The sequence below is a fragment of the Achromobacter sp. 1012554356 genome (assembly GCF_059760815.1).
Genome location: NZ_JCBANC010000062.1, coordinates 1 through 15,134, shown reverse-complemented (window position 1 = coordinate 15,134; position 15,134 = coordinate 1). Strand labels below are relative to the sequence as shown.

General features: G+C 68.6%; 11 protein-coding genes. 9 read left to right on the top strand and 2 right to left on the bottom strand.

Annotated features, from left to right (window positions below):
* The first annotated feature begins 65 nt into the window (after positions 1 to 65).
* The 5 genes from AC6LJW_RS24500 to AC6LJW_RS24480 all read left to right on the top strand — a co-directional run bounded on the left by AC6LJW_RS24500 (position 66) and on the right by AC6LJW_RS24480 (position 6,048).
* Positions 66 to 1,487, top strand: a complete 1,422-nt coding sequence (locus AC6LJW_RS24500) for an efflux transporter outer membrane subunit (protein WP_056560626.1) — start codon at positions 66 to 68, stop codon at positions 1,485 to 1,487.
* Positions 1,488 to 1,643: 156 nt separating this feature from the next.
* Positions 1,644 to 2,477 carry a hypothetical protein gene (locus AC6LJW_RS24495; RefSeq protein ID WP_498088479.1) on the top strand — a complete coding sequence of 278 codons (834 nt, stop codon included), beginning with the start codon at positions 1,644 to 1,646 and terminating at the stop codon, positions 2,475 to 2,477.
* 13 nt (positions 2,478 to 2,490) lie between these two features.
* The gene (locus AC6LJW_RS24490; protein WP_498088478.1) at positions 2,491 to 4,215 is read left to right on the top strand and encodes a thiamine pyrophosphate-binding protein; all 1,725 of its coding nucleotides are present in this window, start codon (positions 2,491 to 2,493) and stop codon (positions 4,213 to 4,215) included.
* 59 nt (positions 4,216 to 4,274) lie between these two features.
* Positions 4,275 to 5,252 (top strand): Bug family tripartite tricarboxylate transporter substrate binding protein, encoded by a 978-nt coding sequence (locus AC6LJW_RS24485; protein ID WP_056560617.1) that lies wholly within the window; start codon positions 4,275 to 4,277, stop codon positions 5,250 to 5,252.
* A gap of 1 nt (position 5,253) precedes the next feature.
* Entirely contained in the window at positions 5,254 to 6,048 is a 795-nt protein-coding gene (locus AC6LJW_RS24480; RefSeq protein ID WP_056560615.1) for an SDR family NAD(P)-dependent oxidoreductase, read from the top strand.
* A gap of 31 nt (positions 6,049 to 6,079) precedes the next feature.
* Here AC6LJW_RS24480 and AC6LJW_RS24475 read toward each other — a convergent pair whose 3' ends face one another.
* Entirely contained in the window at positions 6,080 to 6,871 is a 792-nt protein-coding gene (locus AC6LJW_RS24475) for an IclR family transcriptional regulator (protein WP_498088477.1), read from the bottom strand.
* Positions 6,871 to 7,575: an esterase gene (gene ypfH / locus AC6LJW_RS24470; protein WP_056560610.1), complete on the bottom strand. Its 705-nt coding sequence runs from the start codon at positions 7,573 to 7,575 to the stop codon at positions 6,871 to 6,873. Before ypfH ends, AC6LJW_RS24475 begins: the two co-directional genes overlap by 1 nt.
* 112 nt (positions 7,576 to 7,687) lie before the next feature.
* Here ypfH and AC6LJW_RS24465 point away from each other — a divergent pair, with 112 nt between their 5' ends.
* The 4 genes from AC6LJW_RS24465 (at position 7,688) to AC6LJW_RS24450 (ending at position 14,710) form a co-directional block, all read left to right on the top strand.
* Positions 7,688 to 9,169 (top strand): amino acid permease, encoded by a 1,482-nt coding sequence (locus AC6LJW_RS24465; RefSeq protein WP_498088476.1) that lies wholly within the window; start codon positions 7,688 to 7,690, stop codon positions 9,167 to 9,169.
* Between the two features lie 109 nt (positions 9,170 to 9,278).
* Positions 9,279 to 9,983, top strand: coding sequence for a translesion DNA synthesis-associated protein ImuA (gene imuA, locus AC6LJW_RS24460; protein ID WP_105238689.1), 705 nt, complete (start codon positions 9,279 to 9,281; stop codon positions 9,981 to 9,983).
* Complete coding sequence (locus tag AC6LJW_RS24455; RefSeq protein ID WP_498088475.1) at positions 9,913 to 11,382, top strand: Y-family DNA polymerase; 1,470 nt, start codon at positions 9,913 to 9,915, stop codon at positions 11,380 to 11,382. The genes imuA and AC6LJW_RS24455 overlap by 71 nt, the downstream gene beginning before the upstream one ends.
* 1 nt (position 11,383) lies before the next feature.
* The gene (locus AC6LJW_RS24450) at positions 11,384 to 14,710 is read left to right on the top strand and encodes an error-prone DNA polymerase (RefSeq protein WP_498088474.1); all 3,327 of its coding nucleotides are present in this window, start codon (positions 11,384 to 11,386) and stop codon (positions 14,708 to 14,710) included.
* The last annotated feature ends 424 nt before the right edge of the window (positions 14,711 to 15,134 follow it).

The window sequence follows — 15,134 nt, the reverse complement described above, 5'->3', positions numbered from 1 at the left end:
CAGCGCGCACCGACCCACTTTTGCGGAAATCCTCAAACCTTTATCGACGCCAAGCCGTACCTGCCATGAACACCAGACTCCTCCTCCCGCTGACGCTGGCCCTCGCGCTGGCCGGATGCGCCGCCGTCGGCCCCGACTACCAGGTGCCGCCGGAGGCCGTCTCCCAGCGGCCGAGCGCGCAATCCTCCTTTGTGGAGGCGCAGGCCGGCGTGTACCGGCAAGAGGCAGTCCCCGGCCACTGGTGGCGCCTGTACAACGACCCGGTGCTGGACGGCCTGGTGGAAAAGGCCCTGGCCGCGAACACCGACCTGCGCGTGGCCAGCGCCAATCTCGAACGCGCCCAGGCTGCCGTACAGGAAACGAAAGCCCAGCAGCAGCCCACGATCGGCGTCAATGCCTCGCCCACGTTCGGCCACGTTTCCGGCTTGCAGGAACTTCAGCCCGGCATCGATCCGCCGAACCGATGGTCGTATTCCACCGGCGCCAGCGTGTCGTATCAGCTGGACCTCTTCGGCCAGATCCGCCGCGCCGTGGAAGCCTCCACCGATGACGCGCAGGCCGCGCAGGCCGCGTACGACGCCACCCGCGTCACCGTCGCGGCCGAGACGGCGCGCGCCTACGCCAACATGTGCGCGGCAGGCATGCAGCTTGCCTCGGCGCAGCATTCCGTGCAGGTGCAGAAGGAATCGGTCGACGCCGTCAGCCGCCTGCAGCGCGCCGGCCGCGGCACCGCGCTGGACGTCACGCGGGCGCGCAGCCAGCTCGAACAATTGCAGGCCAACCTGCCGCCGTTCCAGGCGCAGCAGCGCACCGCGCTTTACCGCCTGGCTGCGTTGACCGGCCAGACGCCTGGCGAGATCCCGCCCGCCCTGCTGCAATGCGCCGCCGCGCCCAAGCTGACCGAAACGATCCCGGTCGGGGACGGCGCGGAATTGCTGCGCCGCCGTCCCGACATCCGCCAGGCCGAACGGACGCTGGCCGCCTCCACCGCCCGCATCGGCGTGGCCACGGCCGACCTCTACCCGAAGATCACGCTGGGCCTGTCCGCCGCATCCGGCGGCCCGGCCGCCATGTTCGGCGACCGCGGCACCTTCAGCTGGAGCGTGGGCCCGCTGATCTCGTGGACGGTTCCCAACACGGGCGCCGCGCAGGCCCGCATCGCCGAAGCCGAAGCCACCACCAAAGCTGCCGCCGCCCGTTTCGACGCGGCCGTGCTGAACGCCTTGCGCGAAACCGAAAGCGCGCTGGTCGTCTACGCCCGCCAACTGGACCGAGATACCGCCCTGCGCGCGGCCCGCGACCAAAGCGCGGAAGCAGCCTCGCAAGCGCGCCGCCTGTTCCAGTACGGCAAGACGGACTACCTGACCGTGCTGGACGCCGAGCGCACGCTGGCCAGCAATGAAAGCGCGCTGGCCGCATCGCAGGCGGATTTGAGCAGCGACCAGATCGCGTTGTTCCTGGCGCTCGGCGGCGGCTGGGAGAAGTAGCCCGCAAAAATTGATTTCCATATTATGGGGATGACATTGCTCTTCCCAAACCCGCGCTCCTAGAATCGTCCCAAGCCAATAACTACATCAGACGATTCGAAGACGCCGCTCCGGGCACACCGGCCGCGACGCTCTAGGACGGAGACAATTCATAATATGGAACAACCGGCAAGCGCCCGGGATGCGCGCGTGCTCGACAGCATCACCAAGCTCACGCCGCAAGATGCTGGACGCGTCGTGATCGCCGGGTCTCATGGCGGCAGCTATGCCGCCTACTGCGCGGCGCGCGGCGGCGTGCTGGCGGTCGTCCTGAACGACGCCGGCGTGGGCTGGATGCAAGCCGGCATTGCGGGCCTGGACGATCTGCAACGTTGGGGCGTGCCCGCCGCCACCGCAAGCTATCAAAGCTGCCGCATCGGCGACGGCGCGGACATGGCCCGGAACGGCGTCATCAGCTTTGTGAACGCGCTGGCGCAAGACCTGGGCTGCAAACCGGGCATGCCCGTGTCCGAGGCCGCCTCGCGGCTGGCGCGCGCGTCGCAGAGCGCCCGTCCGCTCGCCGCCGTCAAGGAATCCCGCACTGTATTCAAGACAGGTCCGGACGGCGCCCCACTGGTCGTCGGCGCCGACTCCGTCTCGCTGGTCGATTCGCGTGACGACGGCCTGATCGCCATCACGGCCTCGCACGGCGAACGGCTGGCCGGCCTGCAATCGGACGGCGTCCAGGCGTCGCCGCGCCTGGTCACCTTCAATGACGCGGGCATTGGCAAGGACAGCGCCGGGATCGGCCGCCTGCCTTTGCTTGACCAACGCGGCATTGCCGCCTTGACCGTGTCCGCGCACACCGCCCGCATCGGCGACGCCCGTTCCTGCTACGAGGAAGGAACCATTTCCTCTGCCAACGCCCGCGCCCGAGACCTGGGCTGCCGCGTCGGCACACCGCTCAAAACCTTTATCGACGCCCTGCTGAGCGGGCGCGACACCTACTAGGAGCATCACCCGCATGTCCGAGAAACTGGAAATCACCGGCGGCGAGGCCATCGCCCGCATGTTCGCGGCGCACGACGTCGGCCTGATGTTCGGCATGGGCGGCTTTCAGCTGCTGCCGTTCTATGACGCGGCGCGCCGCCTGAAGCTGAATCACAACCTGATCAACGACGAGCGCTGCGCAGTGTTCGCCGCCGACGCCTACACCAAGGTCAGCGGCCGTCCCGGCGTGTGCGACGCGACGCTGGGTCCGGGCGCGACCAATCTGGTGACCGGCCTGGCCGAAGCCTACAACGCCGGCACGGCGCTGGTGGCGCTGGTCGGCGACTCGCACCGGATGCACTCGTGGAAGAACATGACGCAGGAAGCCCGGCAGCTGGAAGTGCTGCGTCCGGTCGTGAAAGACGTGCTGCGCGTGGAGATGGTCGAGCGCATTCCCGAGCTGGTGCGGCGCGCCTTCGCCGTGGCGACCAGCGGACGTCCCGGCCCCGTGGTGCTGGACGTGCCCGAAGACATCGCGCACGCGGTCCATGTCTTTGACGCCGATGAGTTTTATTCCAGCCCCAACTACCGGCGCTCGCCCGCGCTGCGCTGCCGGCCCTCGGCCGAGGACGTGGCGCAAGCCGCCAGCATGCTGGCCGGCGCCGCCCGCCCGCTGATGCTGTGCGGCGGCGGCGTGCACATCAGCGATGCCGCCGAGACTGTCCAGGCCTTCGCGCGCAAGTTCGGCATCCCCGTCGCCCACACCATGAGCGGCAAGGGCGCGATCGCCTGCAACGATCCGCTGAACGCGGGGCTGTTCGGCCGCTACAGCCGCATTGCCAACGACCTGATCGCCAAGTCGGACTGCCTGTTCGTCGTCGGCTGCAAGCTGGGCGAGGTGGCGACGCGCCGCTACGACCTGCTGGCCGCGGGCGCGCCGATCATCCATCTGGACATCGTGGCCGAGGAATTCGACCGCACCACCACGCCCGCCCTGCGGCTGTGGGGCGATGTGCGCGCCACGCTGGAAGACCTGGACACGCGCCTGGCCGCCCACGGCGAGCACGCCCGCCAACGCTACGTGGACGAGGTCGGCCAGGCCATGCACACCTGGCGCGAATCGGTGAACGCCAAGCTGACGTCGGCCGACCGGCCCGTGGGCATGGCGCGGCTGATGCAAGAGATCAATGCCTCGCTGCCGGAAGATGGCATCCTGGTTGCCGACGGCGGCTTCGCGGCGCACTGGGGCGGACTGCTGTTCGACACCAAGCGCGCGGGCCGCGGCTTCGTGCCGGACCGGGGCTTTGCTTCCATTGGCTACGGCATCCCCGGCGCAATCGGGGCGGCCGCGGCGGCCCCCGGACGCCAGGTGGTCAGCCTGACCGGCGACGGCGGCTGCAACATGTCGCTCGGCGAACTGGAGACCGCGGTGCGCATGAAGCTGGCCTTCACGCTGGTCGTGGTCAACAACGCGGCGTCGGGTTATATCAAGGCGCTGCAGCACCTGATGTACGGCCCGGGCAGCTACCAGTCTTCGGATCTGGTCGACACCAACTACGCCAACGTGGCGCGCGCGCTGGGCTGCAACGGCATCCGCGTCGAGGACCCCGCGGAGCTGCCGGCCGCGCTGGCAGAGGCGTATGCCTGCAAGGACCGCCCCACCATCCTGGACGTGGTGGTCACGCGCGACCCGGCGCACATGTTGCCGGGCGTGGACAGCCGGGCGGCCAAGATCAAGCCGGGCGACCGCATCGCCTGACGGCGGCGCGCAACGCCTGGTTCGACACACAACAAAATCAAGCAAGGAGACAACCCATCATGAAGCGCAGAACCTGGATCAAGCTGGCGGCCGCCGCTGCAACGCTGTCGCTGGCGGGCGCCGCCGCGGCGCAGGCCACCTACCCCGACCGCCCCATCCGCCTGATCGTGCCCTTCCCGCCCGGCGGCACGTCCGACGTGGTCGGCCGCATCTTTGCCGAGGCGCTGGCCAAGCAGATCGGCCAGCCCGTCGTGGTGGAAAACCGGGGCGGCGCGGGTGGCACCGTGGGTAGCCGCGCCGTGGCCTCGGCTGCGCCGGACGGTTATACGCTTCTGCTGGGCACGTCCAGCACCAACGGCACCAATCCCGCCGTGTACAAGAATCTGCCCTACGACGCGGTGAAGGACTTCACGCCGGTCACGCAGATCATCCGGGTGCCGGGCGTGATTGTGGTGAACAAGAACTTTCCCGCCAAGGACTATGCGTCGTTCACCGCCTTGATCAAGGGCGCGCCGGGCAAGTATTCCTACGCGTCGTCCGGCAACGGCGGCGCCACGCACATGGCGATGGAGTACTACAAGTCGCTGTCCGGCCTGGACATGATGCACGTGCCTTACCGTGGCACCGGTCCCGCGCTGAACGACGTGATCGCCGGTCAGGTGCCCATCCTGTGGGATACGGCCGCGTCGTCGATGGCGCACATCCAGTCGGGCAGCCTGCGCCCGATCGTGGTGGCCGCCAAGTCGCGCCTGCCGCAATTGCCCGACGTACCCACCTTCGCGGAAGTGGGTTTGCCCGACTATGACGCGGAAATGTGGAACGGGCTGCTGGCGCCTGCCGGCCTGCCGAAGGACGTGCTGGCCAAGCTCAACGACGCGTCGCGCAAGGCGCTGGCGGACAAGGACGTGCAGGCCAAGTACGCCGGTGTTGGCGCGTATGTTGTCGCCGACAAGCCCGAGGCCTTTGCCGCGATGATCCAGGACGACGTGACCAAGTGGAAGAAGGTGGCCGACTTCGCCCACATCTCGGCGGAATGACATGGGCGAGCGGCTGAAAGACAAGGTGGCGCTGGTGTTTGGCGCGGGGTCGTCCGGCCCGGGCTGGGGCAACGGCAAGGCCGCGGCGGCGCTGTATGCGCGTGAAGGCGCGCGGGTCTTCGCGGTGGACGTCAGGTCCGAGGCCGCGCGCGAGACGTGCGCCCTCATCGAGGCCGAAGGCGGCCGTTGCCAGGCGTTGACCGCCGACGTGACTGACTCCGCGCAGATTCAGGCCGCGGTTGCCGCCGTGCTGGCGGCCGCCGGGCGCATCGACGTGCTGCACAACAACGTGGGCATCACCGAAATGGGCGATCCCATCGAGGCCAGCGAGGAAAGCTGGCATCGCGTGCTGGACACCAACCTGACGGGCGTGTTCCTGACCTGCAAGCATGTGCTGCCCGCCATGCTGGCGCAGGGCTCGGGCAGCATCGTCAACATTTCGTCGCTGGCCTCGATCCAGGTCAATTCGTATCCATACACCTCGTACTACGCGGCCAAGGCGGGATTGAACCATCTGACGCGGTCGCTGGCGGTGCGCTACGCGCCGGACAACATCCGCGTGAACGCCGTCCTGCCCGGCGTCATCGACACCCCGTTGATCTACAAGCAGATCGCGGGGCAATTCGACGACGTCGAGGAGATGCGGCGGCGGCGCAATGGCGCCAGCCCGATGGGGCGGATGGGGGATGCGTGGGATGTTGCCCATGCCGCGCTGTTTCTGGCGAGCGACGAGGCCAAGTACATCACCGGCGTCTGCCTGCCGGTGGATGGCGGCAAGGCCTGCGCGGGGCGCTGACGCGCTCGGCCTTGCGCCCGCCGCGCGGCGGTCAGACGCGCGGCGCCAGGTCCGCCGACAATTCCGAGGCCGCACGCTGCAATGCGGCCACCACATCGGTCAGGCGCGCGCCGGAAAGACGTGAGCGAATCGCCGCCACGCTCAACGCCGCCACCACGTGCTGTTCGCGGTCGAACACCGGCACGCCCACGCCCAGCATGTCGGGAATGATGCGGCCCGGGTTGAGCGCATAGCCATTCTTGCGCGCGGCGGCGATGTCCTCGCGCAGCATGTCGGTGGACGGCAGATCGGGCGCCGCGCTGGCGTCATAGCGCGCCAGCACACGATCGATATCGTCGTTGGGCAGGAACGCCAGCAACGCCAGGCTGCCCGCCCCCACGCCCAGCGGGCGGCGGTGGCCGACTTCCAGCGTCAGGATCTTGATGGGAAAGTCGCCGGTCTTGCGGTCCACGCAGACCGCTTCGTGTCCCGAGCGCACGGACAGGAAGCTGGTGTCGCCCGTGGATTGCGCAAGCCGGAGCACGGCGGATTCGGCGATGGCCTTGATGCCGTGCCGGCTCTCGGCCGCCAGCCCCAGGATGTAGGATTCGCGGCCAAGGCTGTAGGTCTTGAGCCGGGGATTGAGCGCCAGAAAGCCTTCCTGCAGCAAGGCCGACAGCATGCGGTGCGCGGTGGGCGGCGTCAGGCCCACATCGCGCACGACGTCGGTCAGGCCCACGCCGCGCGCCGGCGCCGCCCCGACGTATTTAAGAATGCGCAGCACGCGGAAAATGCTTTGCGCGCCGCCGACGGCGTCGGCCGCGCGTTGGGGCAAACCTCCCATCAATGCACCGTCGTGCCGTCCGGCGGCGTCTGGTTCAGGCCCAGCGCGGCCTCCCAGCTACGCAGCGGCACGCAGGTCTGCAGGCGGACGATGGCTCGCTGGATCAGGGCGGGATGCAGTTCGTGGCCCACGTGGGTGGCGATGTCGATGGTGGAGTCGCCGTGCAGTTCGGCCAGGCGGGCCTGCGCCGCCTGCGCCTGCGAAACACTCATGACCGCGTCGTCGGCGCCGTGCAGCAGATGAATCGTGGTGTATAGCGGGGCGTTCTTGGGCAGTTGCGCGTAGCGGCCCGAGAACGCGATGACGCGGCCGGCCATGCCGTCGTGCGCCTGCACCAGCTCCAGCGCCATGATGGCGCCCTGCGAAAAGCCGGCCACCGCGGTGTCGGACTGCAGCAGGCCGAAGCGCGCCTGGGCTTCGCGCACGTAGGTTTCCAACTGCGGCATGGCCTGGGCCACGCGCTCGGCGCGGTTGTCTTCGGTGACGCCGCGCACGGAGAACCACTGCCGGCCCGCGCCGCCGCCGTCAAAGGCCTCGAAACCTTCGGGGATCAGCACGGCCGCGGTCGGAAAGGCCGCGCGCACCGCCTGGGCCAGGGGCTCCAGGCTGGCGGGCGATCCGCCCACGCCGTGCAGCAGGATGAAGAGCTGGCGCACGTCGACGCCCGGATCGGGAAGAAATTCGATAGAACTGGAAGACGCCATGAAACTGCTCCGTGCTGGCCTGGGACGGTGGGACTGCGCCCCGATTGCCGCATTGTAAAATGCGCCGCGCCCGGCATCGTACCGATGACGCGGGCCACCCTACACCTTCGTAATGCACACACCGAACATCGACTCGGGCGCCGCCGCGCCTGCCAGCAATACTGCCAACAACAATCAGCTGCACCGCGTGCTCAAGGCGCGCCACCTCACGATGATAGCGCTGGGCGGGGCCATCGGCACCGGCCTGTTCGTCGCTTCCGGCGCGGCCATCGCGCAAGCGGGTCCGGGCGGCGCGCTGATGGTCTATCTGGTGATCGGCCTGATGGTGTACTTCATCATGACCAGCCTGGGCGAGCTTGCCACGTTCATGCCGGTGTCGGGGTCGTTCTGCACTTATGCGTCGCGCTACGTCGATCCGGGCTTCGGCTTTGCGCTGGGCTGGAATTTCTGGGTGAGCTGGGCCACGGTGGTGGCGGTGGACGTGGTGGCGGCGCAGCTCGTCATGGCGTACTGGCTGCCGGACACCCCAGGATGGATATGGAGCGTGGCCTTCCTGGCGCTGACCTTTGGGCTGAACGCCTTCTCGGCGCGCAGTTTCGGCGAGGCGGAATACTGGTTCGCCATCATCAAGGTGGTGGCGGTGCTGTGTTTCATCGTGGTGGGCGTGGCGATGCTGGCCGGCATCATCCACGGCGGCGGGCCGGTGGGCATGGACAACTGGAAGGTGGGCGACGCGCCCTTCGTCGGCAACGCGGCGACGTGGGTGGGCGTGGCGATGGTGGTGGCCTATTCCTTTCAGGGCACCGAACTGGTGGGCGTGGCGGCCGGCGAATCCGAAAACCCCCGGCGCAACGTGCCGCGCGCAATCAACAGCGTGTTCTGGCGCATCCTGCTGTTCTATGTGCTGGCCATCCTGATCATCGGCCTCTTGGTGCCCTACACCGATCCGCAACTGCTGCGCAACGAGGTCGAGGACATCGCGGTCAGCCCCTTCACGCTGGTGTTCGAGCACGCGGGCCTGCTGTCGGCGGCCACGGTGATGAACGCGGTGATCCTGACCTCGGTGCTGTCGGCCGGCAATTCGGGCATGTATGCGGCGACGCGGATGCTGTTCAACATGGCGGCCGAGGGCCAGGCGCCCGCGCTCTTCAAGCGGCTCACCCCGCGCGGCGTGCCGCTGTATGCGCTGCTGGCAACGACGCTGCTGGCGTGTCTGTGCCTGTTCAGCGTGGTGTACAGCCCGAAGGCCGTCTACATCTGGCTGCTCAATTTCGCGGGGATGACGGAATTCATCGTGTGGCTGAGCATCGCGGTCAGCCATTACCGCTTCCGTCAGGGCTACGTGAAGCACGGTTACGACACCGCCAACCTGCCCTACAAGGCGGGACTCTTTCCGTTCGGGCCGCTGCTGGCGTTCGTGCTGTGCCTGGTGGTCACGCTGGGACAGAACTATCAGGCGTTCCTGGAAGAACGCATCGACTGGATCGGCGTGGTGTCGACGTACCTGGCCATTCCGCTGTTCCTGGGACTGTGGATCGGCCACCGGCTGCTGCGCGGCTCGCGCTGGGTGAAATACCAGGACATGCGGTTCTAGCACTTTCGGGGGGCCCTCTTCGGGGGCACTTTTCGATACGTCTGGCCGGCGCAAAGCCCGGTACAATACTGTACATTCATACAGGTATTGAGCACCGGGCGCTTTCGCCATGCAGTCCCCCGAACATATCCATCCCGCGTTGTGGCGCGCCACGCAGTTGGCCAAAGGCGCCGCACGCACCCTGCCAACCGGGCACGCGGCGCTGTCGGCCGAACTGCCGGATAACGGCTGGCCGCTCGGATCGCTCGTCGAACTGCTCACCCCCCATCCCGGCATCGGAGAAATCCGCCTGCTGCGTCCGGCGCTGGCCCAATTGGAAACGCGGCGTCCCATTGCCCTGGTGCAGCCGCCGCACGTGCCGCACATCGCCAGCTGGATGAGCTGGCGGCTGGATCCCCGGCAACTGCTCTGGGTGGCGCCCGAAAAACCGGTCGATGCGCTGTGGGCCAGCGAACAGATCCTGAAAAACGCCAGTTGCGGCGCGCTGATCTGCTGGCTGCCCCACGTGCGCCCCGAATCCCTGCGCCGCCTGCACCTGGCCGCCCAGGCCAGCGACCTGCTGTTCATCGCCGTGCGCCCGTCCCGCGCCGCGCAGACCGCCACGCCCGCCGCCTTGCGGCTGGCGCTGGCGCCCGCGCCCGGCGGCCTGTCCGTCCACATCCTGAAGCGCCGGGGGCCTGTCTGCGACACCCCACTCTACGTGGGCCTGGAGCCCGGCGCGCTTACTCCCTCTTCTCCCCGCCATGCGCCTCTGGATCGCCGCCTACCTGCGCTGCCTGCCGCTGGACGCCCTACGCCCGCACTGGCCGCATGAACAGGAGGCGTTCGCCGTTCTGGATCAGGAACGGGTCGCCGCCCTGACGCCCGCCGCCCGCCAGGCCGGCGTGACGCCCGGCATGCGCCGCGCGGGCGCGGCGGCCATCGCCCCTGGCGTGGAACTGCTGCCCCGCAATGCGCTGGCCGAGGCCGACGCCCTGCACGGCGCGGCGCTGGCCCTCTTGCAGTACACCCCCGAAATCGCCCTGGCCGACGGCGACACCGTGCTGCTGAACGTGGGCGCCAGCCTGATGTTCTTTCGGGGGCCGCGGGCGCTGAGCCGACGGGTCGCCGCCACGCTGCGCGCGCTGGATCTGCGGGTGTCGCTGGGCATGGCGCCCACGGCCAAGGGCGCCTGGCTGCTAGCGCGGCGCGCCGGCCGGCGCGTTCCCCGCCGCACACTGAAGCTATCCACCCTGGCGCGGCGGCTCGATGCCCTGCCGCTGTCGCTGCTGCCCCAGGCGCAAGACCGCCGCAACTGGCTGGACGACATCGGTTGCCACACGCTGGCGCACCTGCGCGCCCTGCCCCGCGCGGGCCTGCAGCGGCGCAGCGCGCCCGATCTGCTGCAGGCGCTGGACGCCGCTTACGGCCAGGTACCCGAACTCTACCGCTGGCTCGAACCGCCCAACCAGTTTTCGCGGCGGATCGAGCTCATGGACTACATGGAGAACACCAGCGCCGTGCTGGCCGTGGCGGGCCGGCTGGCCGAGCAGCTGGGCGGCTGGCTGACCGCCCGCCAACTGGCCGTGCGGCGCGTGGTGCTCAGCATGGACCACGAACGCGGCCGCCACGCCCGCCCGCCCACCGAACTTGAAGTGGCCCTGGCCCAGCCCATCTGGCAGGCGCCCCAGTTGCTGCATCTGCTGCGCGAAAAGCTCAACCACTTCACGCTGGAAGCCCCCGTCATCGCCGTGACGCTGCACGCGCCCGACACCGTCGAGCAGCCCGCCGCCAGCACCACGCTGTTCCCCGAGCCGGGCGGCACCGCCGCCGACCACGCGCGGCTCCTGGACCTGCTGGTGGCGCGGCTGGGCCGCGACCGGGTGCGCCATGCCCAGCCCACCGCCGACCACCGCCCCGAAGCCGCCAACGCTTGGGGCGACGCGCTTGCCGCGCCCGAACGCCCCGTCCCTCTTCCGCCGCTGCTCGACCGCCCGTTCTGGCTGCTGGAAACCCCGCAGCCCCTCAAGCTGTCGGGCCATCGCCCCCACTACGCCGGCCAGGCGCTGCGGCTGATGCGCGGCCCGGAACGCATCGAAAGCGGCTGGTGGGACCCCGCCCTGACCGTGCGCGATTACTTCGTCGCCGAAGACGCGGCGGGCGCGCGCTACTGGATTTACCGCGAGCGCGACGCCGAGGACGCGCGCTGGTTCCTGCACGGACTGTACGCCTGACATGCGCATGGACGACGACGCCCCCGATCCGCTGGACCCCGCTGAGGTCCTGGCCCAGTTGCCCGGCTATGCCGAGCTGCAATGCCAGTCCAATTTTTCTTTCCTGCAAGGCGCCTCGCACCCCGAGGAACTGGCCGCGCGGGCGGCCGAGCTCGGCTACGCCGCGCTGGCCCTGACCGACGAGTGCTCGCTGGCGGGCGTGGTGCGGGCCCACACCGAAGCCAAAACCCTCAAGCTGCCGTTCATCGTCGGCGCCACGTTCCAGCTGCGCGCCGCGCCCGACGCCGCACCGCTCGGCCTGACCCTGCTGGCACAGACCCGCGAAGGCTACGGCAACCTGTCGGAATTCATCACGCTGGGCCGCACCCGGGCGCCCAAGGGCGAGTACCGCCTTTCCCCGCAAGACCTTGCCGATCCGCCAGCCGGCCACGCGCATCTGCGCAGTCTGCCGGAATGCCTGGCCATCCTGACGCCCGCCTACGGCACCGACGCCGACCGCATGGCCGACCAGGCCCGCTGGCTGGCGCGCGTCTTTCCGGGCCGCGCGTGGGTGGGGCTGAATCTGCTGCATCAGTCGCGCGACGACCTGCACCGCGCCGCCGTCGAGCACGCGGCCCAGGCCTCGCAACTGCCGATCGTGGCGGTCGGCCAGGTGCAGATGCATGTCCGCTCGCGCAAGCCGCTGCACGACACACTGACCGGCATCCGCACCCGCCAGCAGGTGTCGCAATGCGGCTACGAACTCTCGGGCAATGCCGAACAACACCTGCGCAGCCGCATGCGGCTGGCCAGCCTGTATCCGCCCGACGCGCTGGCGCAGACCCTGGCGGTTGCGCGCCGCTGCACGTTTTCGCTGGACGAGCTGCATTACGAATACCCCGACGAGATCGTGCCGCCCGGCCACACGCCGGCCAGCTACCTGCGCCAGGAAGCACTGGCCGGGGCCGCCCGGCGCTTTCCCCAGGGTGTGCCCGACAGCGTCACGGCGCAGATCGACAAGGAACTGGAGCTCATCGCGGACCTCAACTACGAGGCCTACTTCCTGACCGTCTACGACATCGTGCAGTTCGCCCGCAACGCCGGCATCCTGTGCCAGGGCCGGGGCTCGGCCGCCAACTCCGCCGTCTGCTATTGCCTGGGCATCACCGCGGTGGACCCGCAGCGCGGCAACAACCTGTTCGAACGTTTCATCAGCAAGGAACGCAACGAACCGCCCGACATCGACGTCGACTTCGAACACCAACGCCGCGAAGAAGTCATCCAGTACATCTACGGCAAATACGGCCGTGACCGCGCCGCCCTGACCGCAGTGGTCATCTCGTACCGACCGCGCAGCGTGCTGCGCGACACGGGGCGCGCGCTGGGCGTGGACCCGGGCGTCATCGACGCCGTGGCCCGCGCGCACCAATGGTGGGACGGCAAGAAGGAAATGCTGCGCACGCTGGGCGCCTGCGGCCTGGACCCGGAATCCCAGGTGGCGCGCCAGTGGGCGTCGCTCGCGCAGACCATGATGGGCTTTCCGCGCCATCTGTCGCAGCATCCGGGCGGCTTCGTGATTTCACGCGGCAAGCTCTCACGCCTGGTGCCCATCGAGAACGCCGCCATGGAAGACCGCAGCGTCGTGCAATGGGACAAGGACGACCTGGACGCGCTGAAGCTGCTGAAGGTCGACGTCCTGGCGCTGGGCATGCTGTCGGCCCTGCGCCGCACGCTCGAACTGGCCAGCCAGCGCCGCGGCCAGCCGCTGGCCCTGCAGGACATCCCGGAAGGCGACACCCCGACCTACGACATGATCTGCGACGCCGACACCATCGGCGTCTTCCAGATCGAATCGCGCGCCCAGATGACGATGCTGCCGCGCCTGAGGCCACGCGAATACTACGACCTGGTGGTGCAGGTGGCGATCGTGCGCCCAGGACCGATCCAGGGCGGCATGGTCCACCCCTACCTGCGGCGGCGCCAGGGCAAGGAAGACGAAACCTACCCCAGCGAAAAAGTGCGCGGCGTGCTCAGCCGCACCATGGGCGTGCCCATCTTCCAGGAACAGGTCATGCAGATCGCCGTCGTGGCCGCCGGTTTCTCGCCGGGCGAGGCCGACCAGTTGCGCCGGTCGATGGCGGCTTGGCGGCGCAAGGGTGGCGTGGACAAGTTCCGCGTCAAGCTGGTGGGCGGGCTGCTGGCGCACGGTTACACGCTGGATTTTGCCGAAGCCCTGTTCCGTCAGGTGGAAGGGTTTGGCGAGTACGGCTTTCCGGAAAGCCATGCCGCCAGCTTCGCCCTGCTGGCGTATGCCAGTTCCTGGCTCAAGCGCCACGAACCGGAAGCCTTTCTGGCCGCCCTGCTCAATTCCCAGCCCATGGGGTTCTACGCGCCCGCGCAACTGGTGCAGGACGCGCGCCGTCACGGCGTCTGTGTGCTGCCCGCCGACGTGACGGTGAGCGGCTGGGATTCCGTGCTGGAAACACTGCCCGACGGCCATCCCGGCGCCCGGCGGCGCGCGCATGAACACGCTCCGGGCGTCGATACGCCGGGCGTCGATACGCCGGGCGTCGATACGCCGGGCGTCGGTACGCTGGACGTCGGTACGCTGGACGTCGGTACGCCGGACGTTACGCCCCGCCCCGCCGTGCGGCTGGGACTCAGCCTGCTGCAGGGCATGCGCGAGGACACCGCCCGCCGCATCGAGGCAGCCCGGGCCGACGCGCCCTTTGCCAACACCGCCGACCTCGCCCGCCGCGCTGGCCTGAACCGCCACGACCTGAACGCGCTGGCTGCGGGCGATGCATTGCGCACGCTGGCCGGCCATCGGCGCCAGGCCAGCTGGGAGGCCGCGGCCAGCGTGCAAAGCCGCGACCTGCTGCGGGACGCCGAAATCGTGGACGCCCAGGCCCCGCAACTGTCCGCCCCCTCCGAAAGCCAGACCGTGGCCGCCGACTACCGCAGCGTCGGCCTGACCCTCCACAGCCATCCCGTGTCGCTGCTGCGCCCCCAACTGGCCGCACGCAACTTCCAGCCCGCCTCGGTGCTGAACGGCTATCCCAACAAGCGCATCGCGCGCGCCTGCGGCATCGTCACCGTGCGCCAGCGCCCCCAGACCTCCAAGGGCGTCATCTTCGTGACCCTCGAAGACGAGACCGGCCCGGTCAACGTGGTGGTCCGGCCCGACCTGATCGAACGCCAGCGCCGCGAACTCCTGGGCGCCACCCTGCTGGGAGTATTCGGGTCTTGGCAAAGCGTGGACGGCGTGCGCCACCTGATCGCGCAAAGGCTGGTCGACATGTCCGACCTGCTGGGCGGGCTGTCGTCGCAGAGCCGCGACTTCCATTGAAGATGCGGGTGCAACTTGAAGGAGTCTGACACCCTTGAAACACCCTTCAAGCCCGGGTGTCAGACACCTGGCCAAGAAGCACAGCTACAACTTGAAGGTGTCTGACACCCTTGAAACACCCTTCAAGCCTGAAGACCATCCATACGGGTGTCAGACACCTGGCCAAGAAGCACAGCTGCAACTTGAAGGTGTCTGACACCCTTGAAACACCCTTCATACCTGAAGACCATCCATACGGGTGTCAGACACCTGGCCAAAAAGTACAGGTGCAACTCGAAGGTGTCTGACACCCTTGAAACACCCTTCAAACCTGAAGACCGTCCATACGGGTGTCAGACACCTGGCCAAGAAGCACAGCTGCAACTTGAAGGTGTCTGACACCCTTGAAACACCCTTCAAGCCTGAAGACCGTCCATACGGGTGT

What these genes read in the sequence shown, in the direction of transcription:
- AC6LJW_RS24500 (WP_056560626.1), top strand. Translation starts at nt 66, where the DNA reads ATGAACACCAGACTCCTCCTCCCGCTGACGCTGGCCCTCGCGCTGGCC.
- AC6LJW_RS24495 (WP_498088479.1), top strand. Translation starts at nt 1,644, where the DNA reads ATGGAACAACCGGCAAGCGCCCGGGATGCGCGCGTGCTCGACAGCATC.
- AC6LJW_RS24490 (WP_498088478.1), top strand. Translation starts at nt 2,491, where the DNA reads ATGTCCGAGAAACTGGAAATCACCGGCGGCGAGGCCATCGCCCGCATG.
- AC6LJW_RS24485 (WP_056560617.1), top strand. Translation starts at nt 4,275, where the DNA reads ATGAAGCGCAGAACCTGGATCAAGCTGGCGGCCGCCGCTGCAACGCTG.
- AC6LJW_RS24480 (WP_056560615.1), top strand. Translation starts at nt 5,254, where the DNA reads ATGGGCGAGCGGCTGAAAGACAAGGTGGCGCTGGTGTTTGGCGCGGGG.
- AC6LJW_RS24475 (WP_498088477.1), bottom strand. Translation starts at nt 6,871, where the DNA reads ATGGGAGGTTTGCCCCAACGCGCGGCCGACGCCGTCGGCGGCGCGCAA.
- ypfH (WP_056560610.1), bottom strand. Translation starts at nt 7,575, where the DNA reads ATGGCGTCTTCCAGTTCTATCGAATTTCTTCCCGATCCGGGCGTCGAC.
- AC6LJW_RS24465 (WP_498088476.1), top strand. Translation starts at nt 7,688, where the DNA reads ATGCACACACCGAACATCGACTCGGGCGCCGCCGCGCCTGCCAGCAAT.
- imuA (WP_105238689.1), top strand. Translation starts at nt 9,279, where the DNA reads ATGCAGTCCCCCGAACATATCCATCCCGCGTTGTGGCGCGCCACGCAG.
- AC6LJW_RS24455 (WP_498088475.1), top strand. Translation starts at nt 9,913, where the DNA reads ATGCGCCTCTGGATCGCCGCCTACCTGCGCTGCCTGCCGCTGGACGCC.
- AC6LJW_RS24450 (WP_498088474.1), top strand. Translation starts at nt 11,384, where the DNA reads ATGCGCATGGACGACGACGCCCCCGATCCGCTGGACCCCGCTGAGGTC.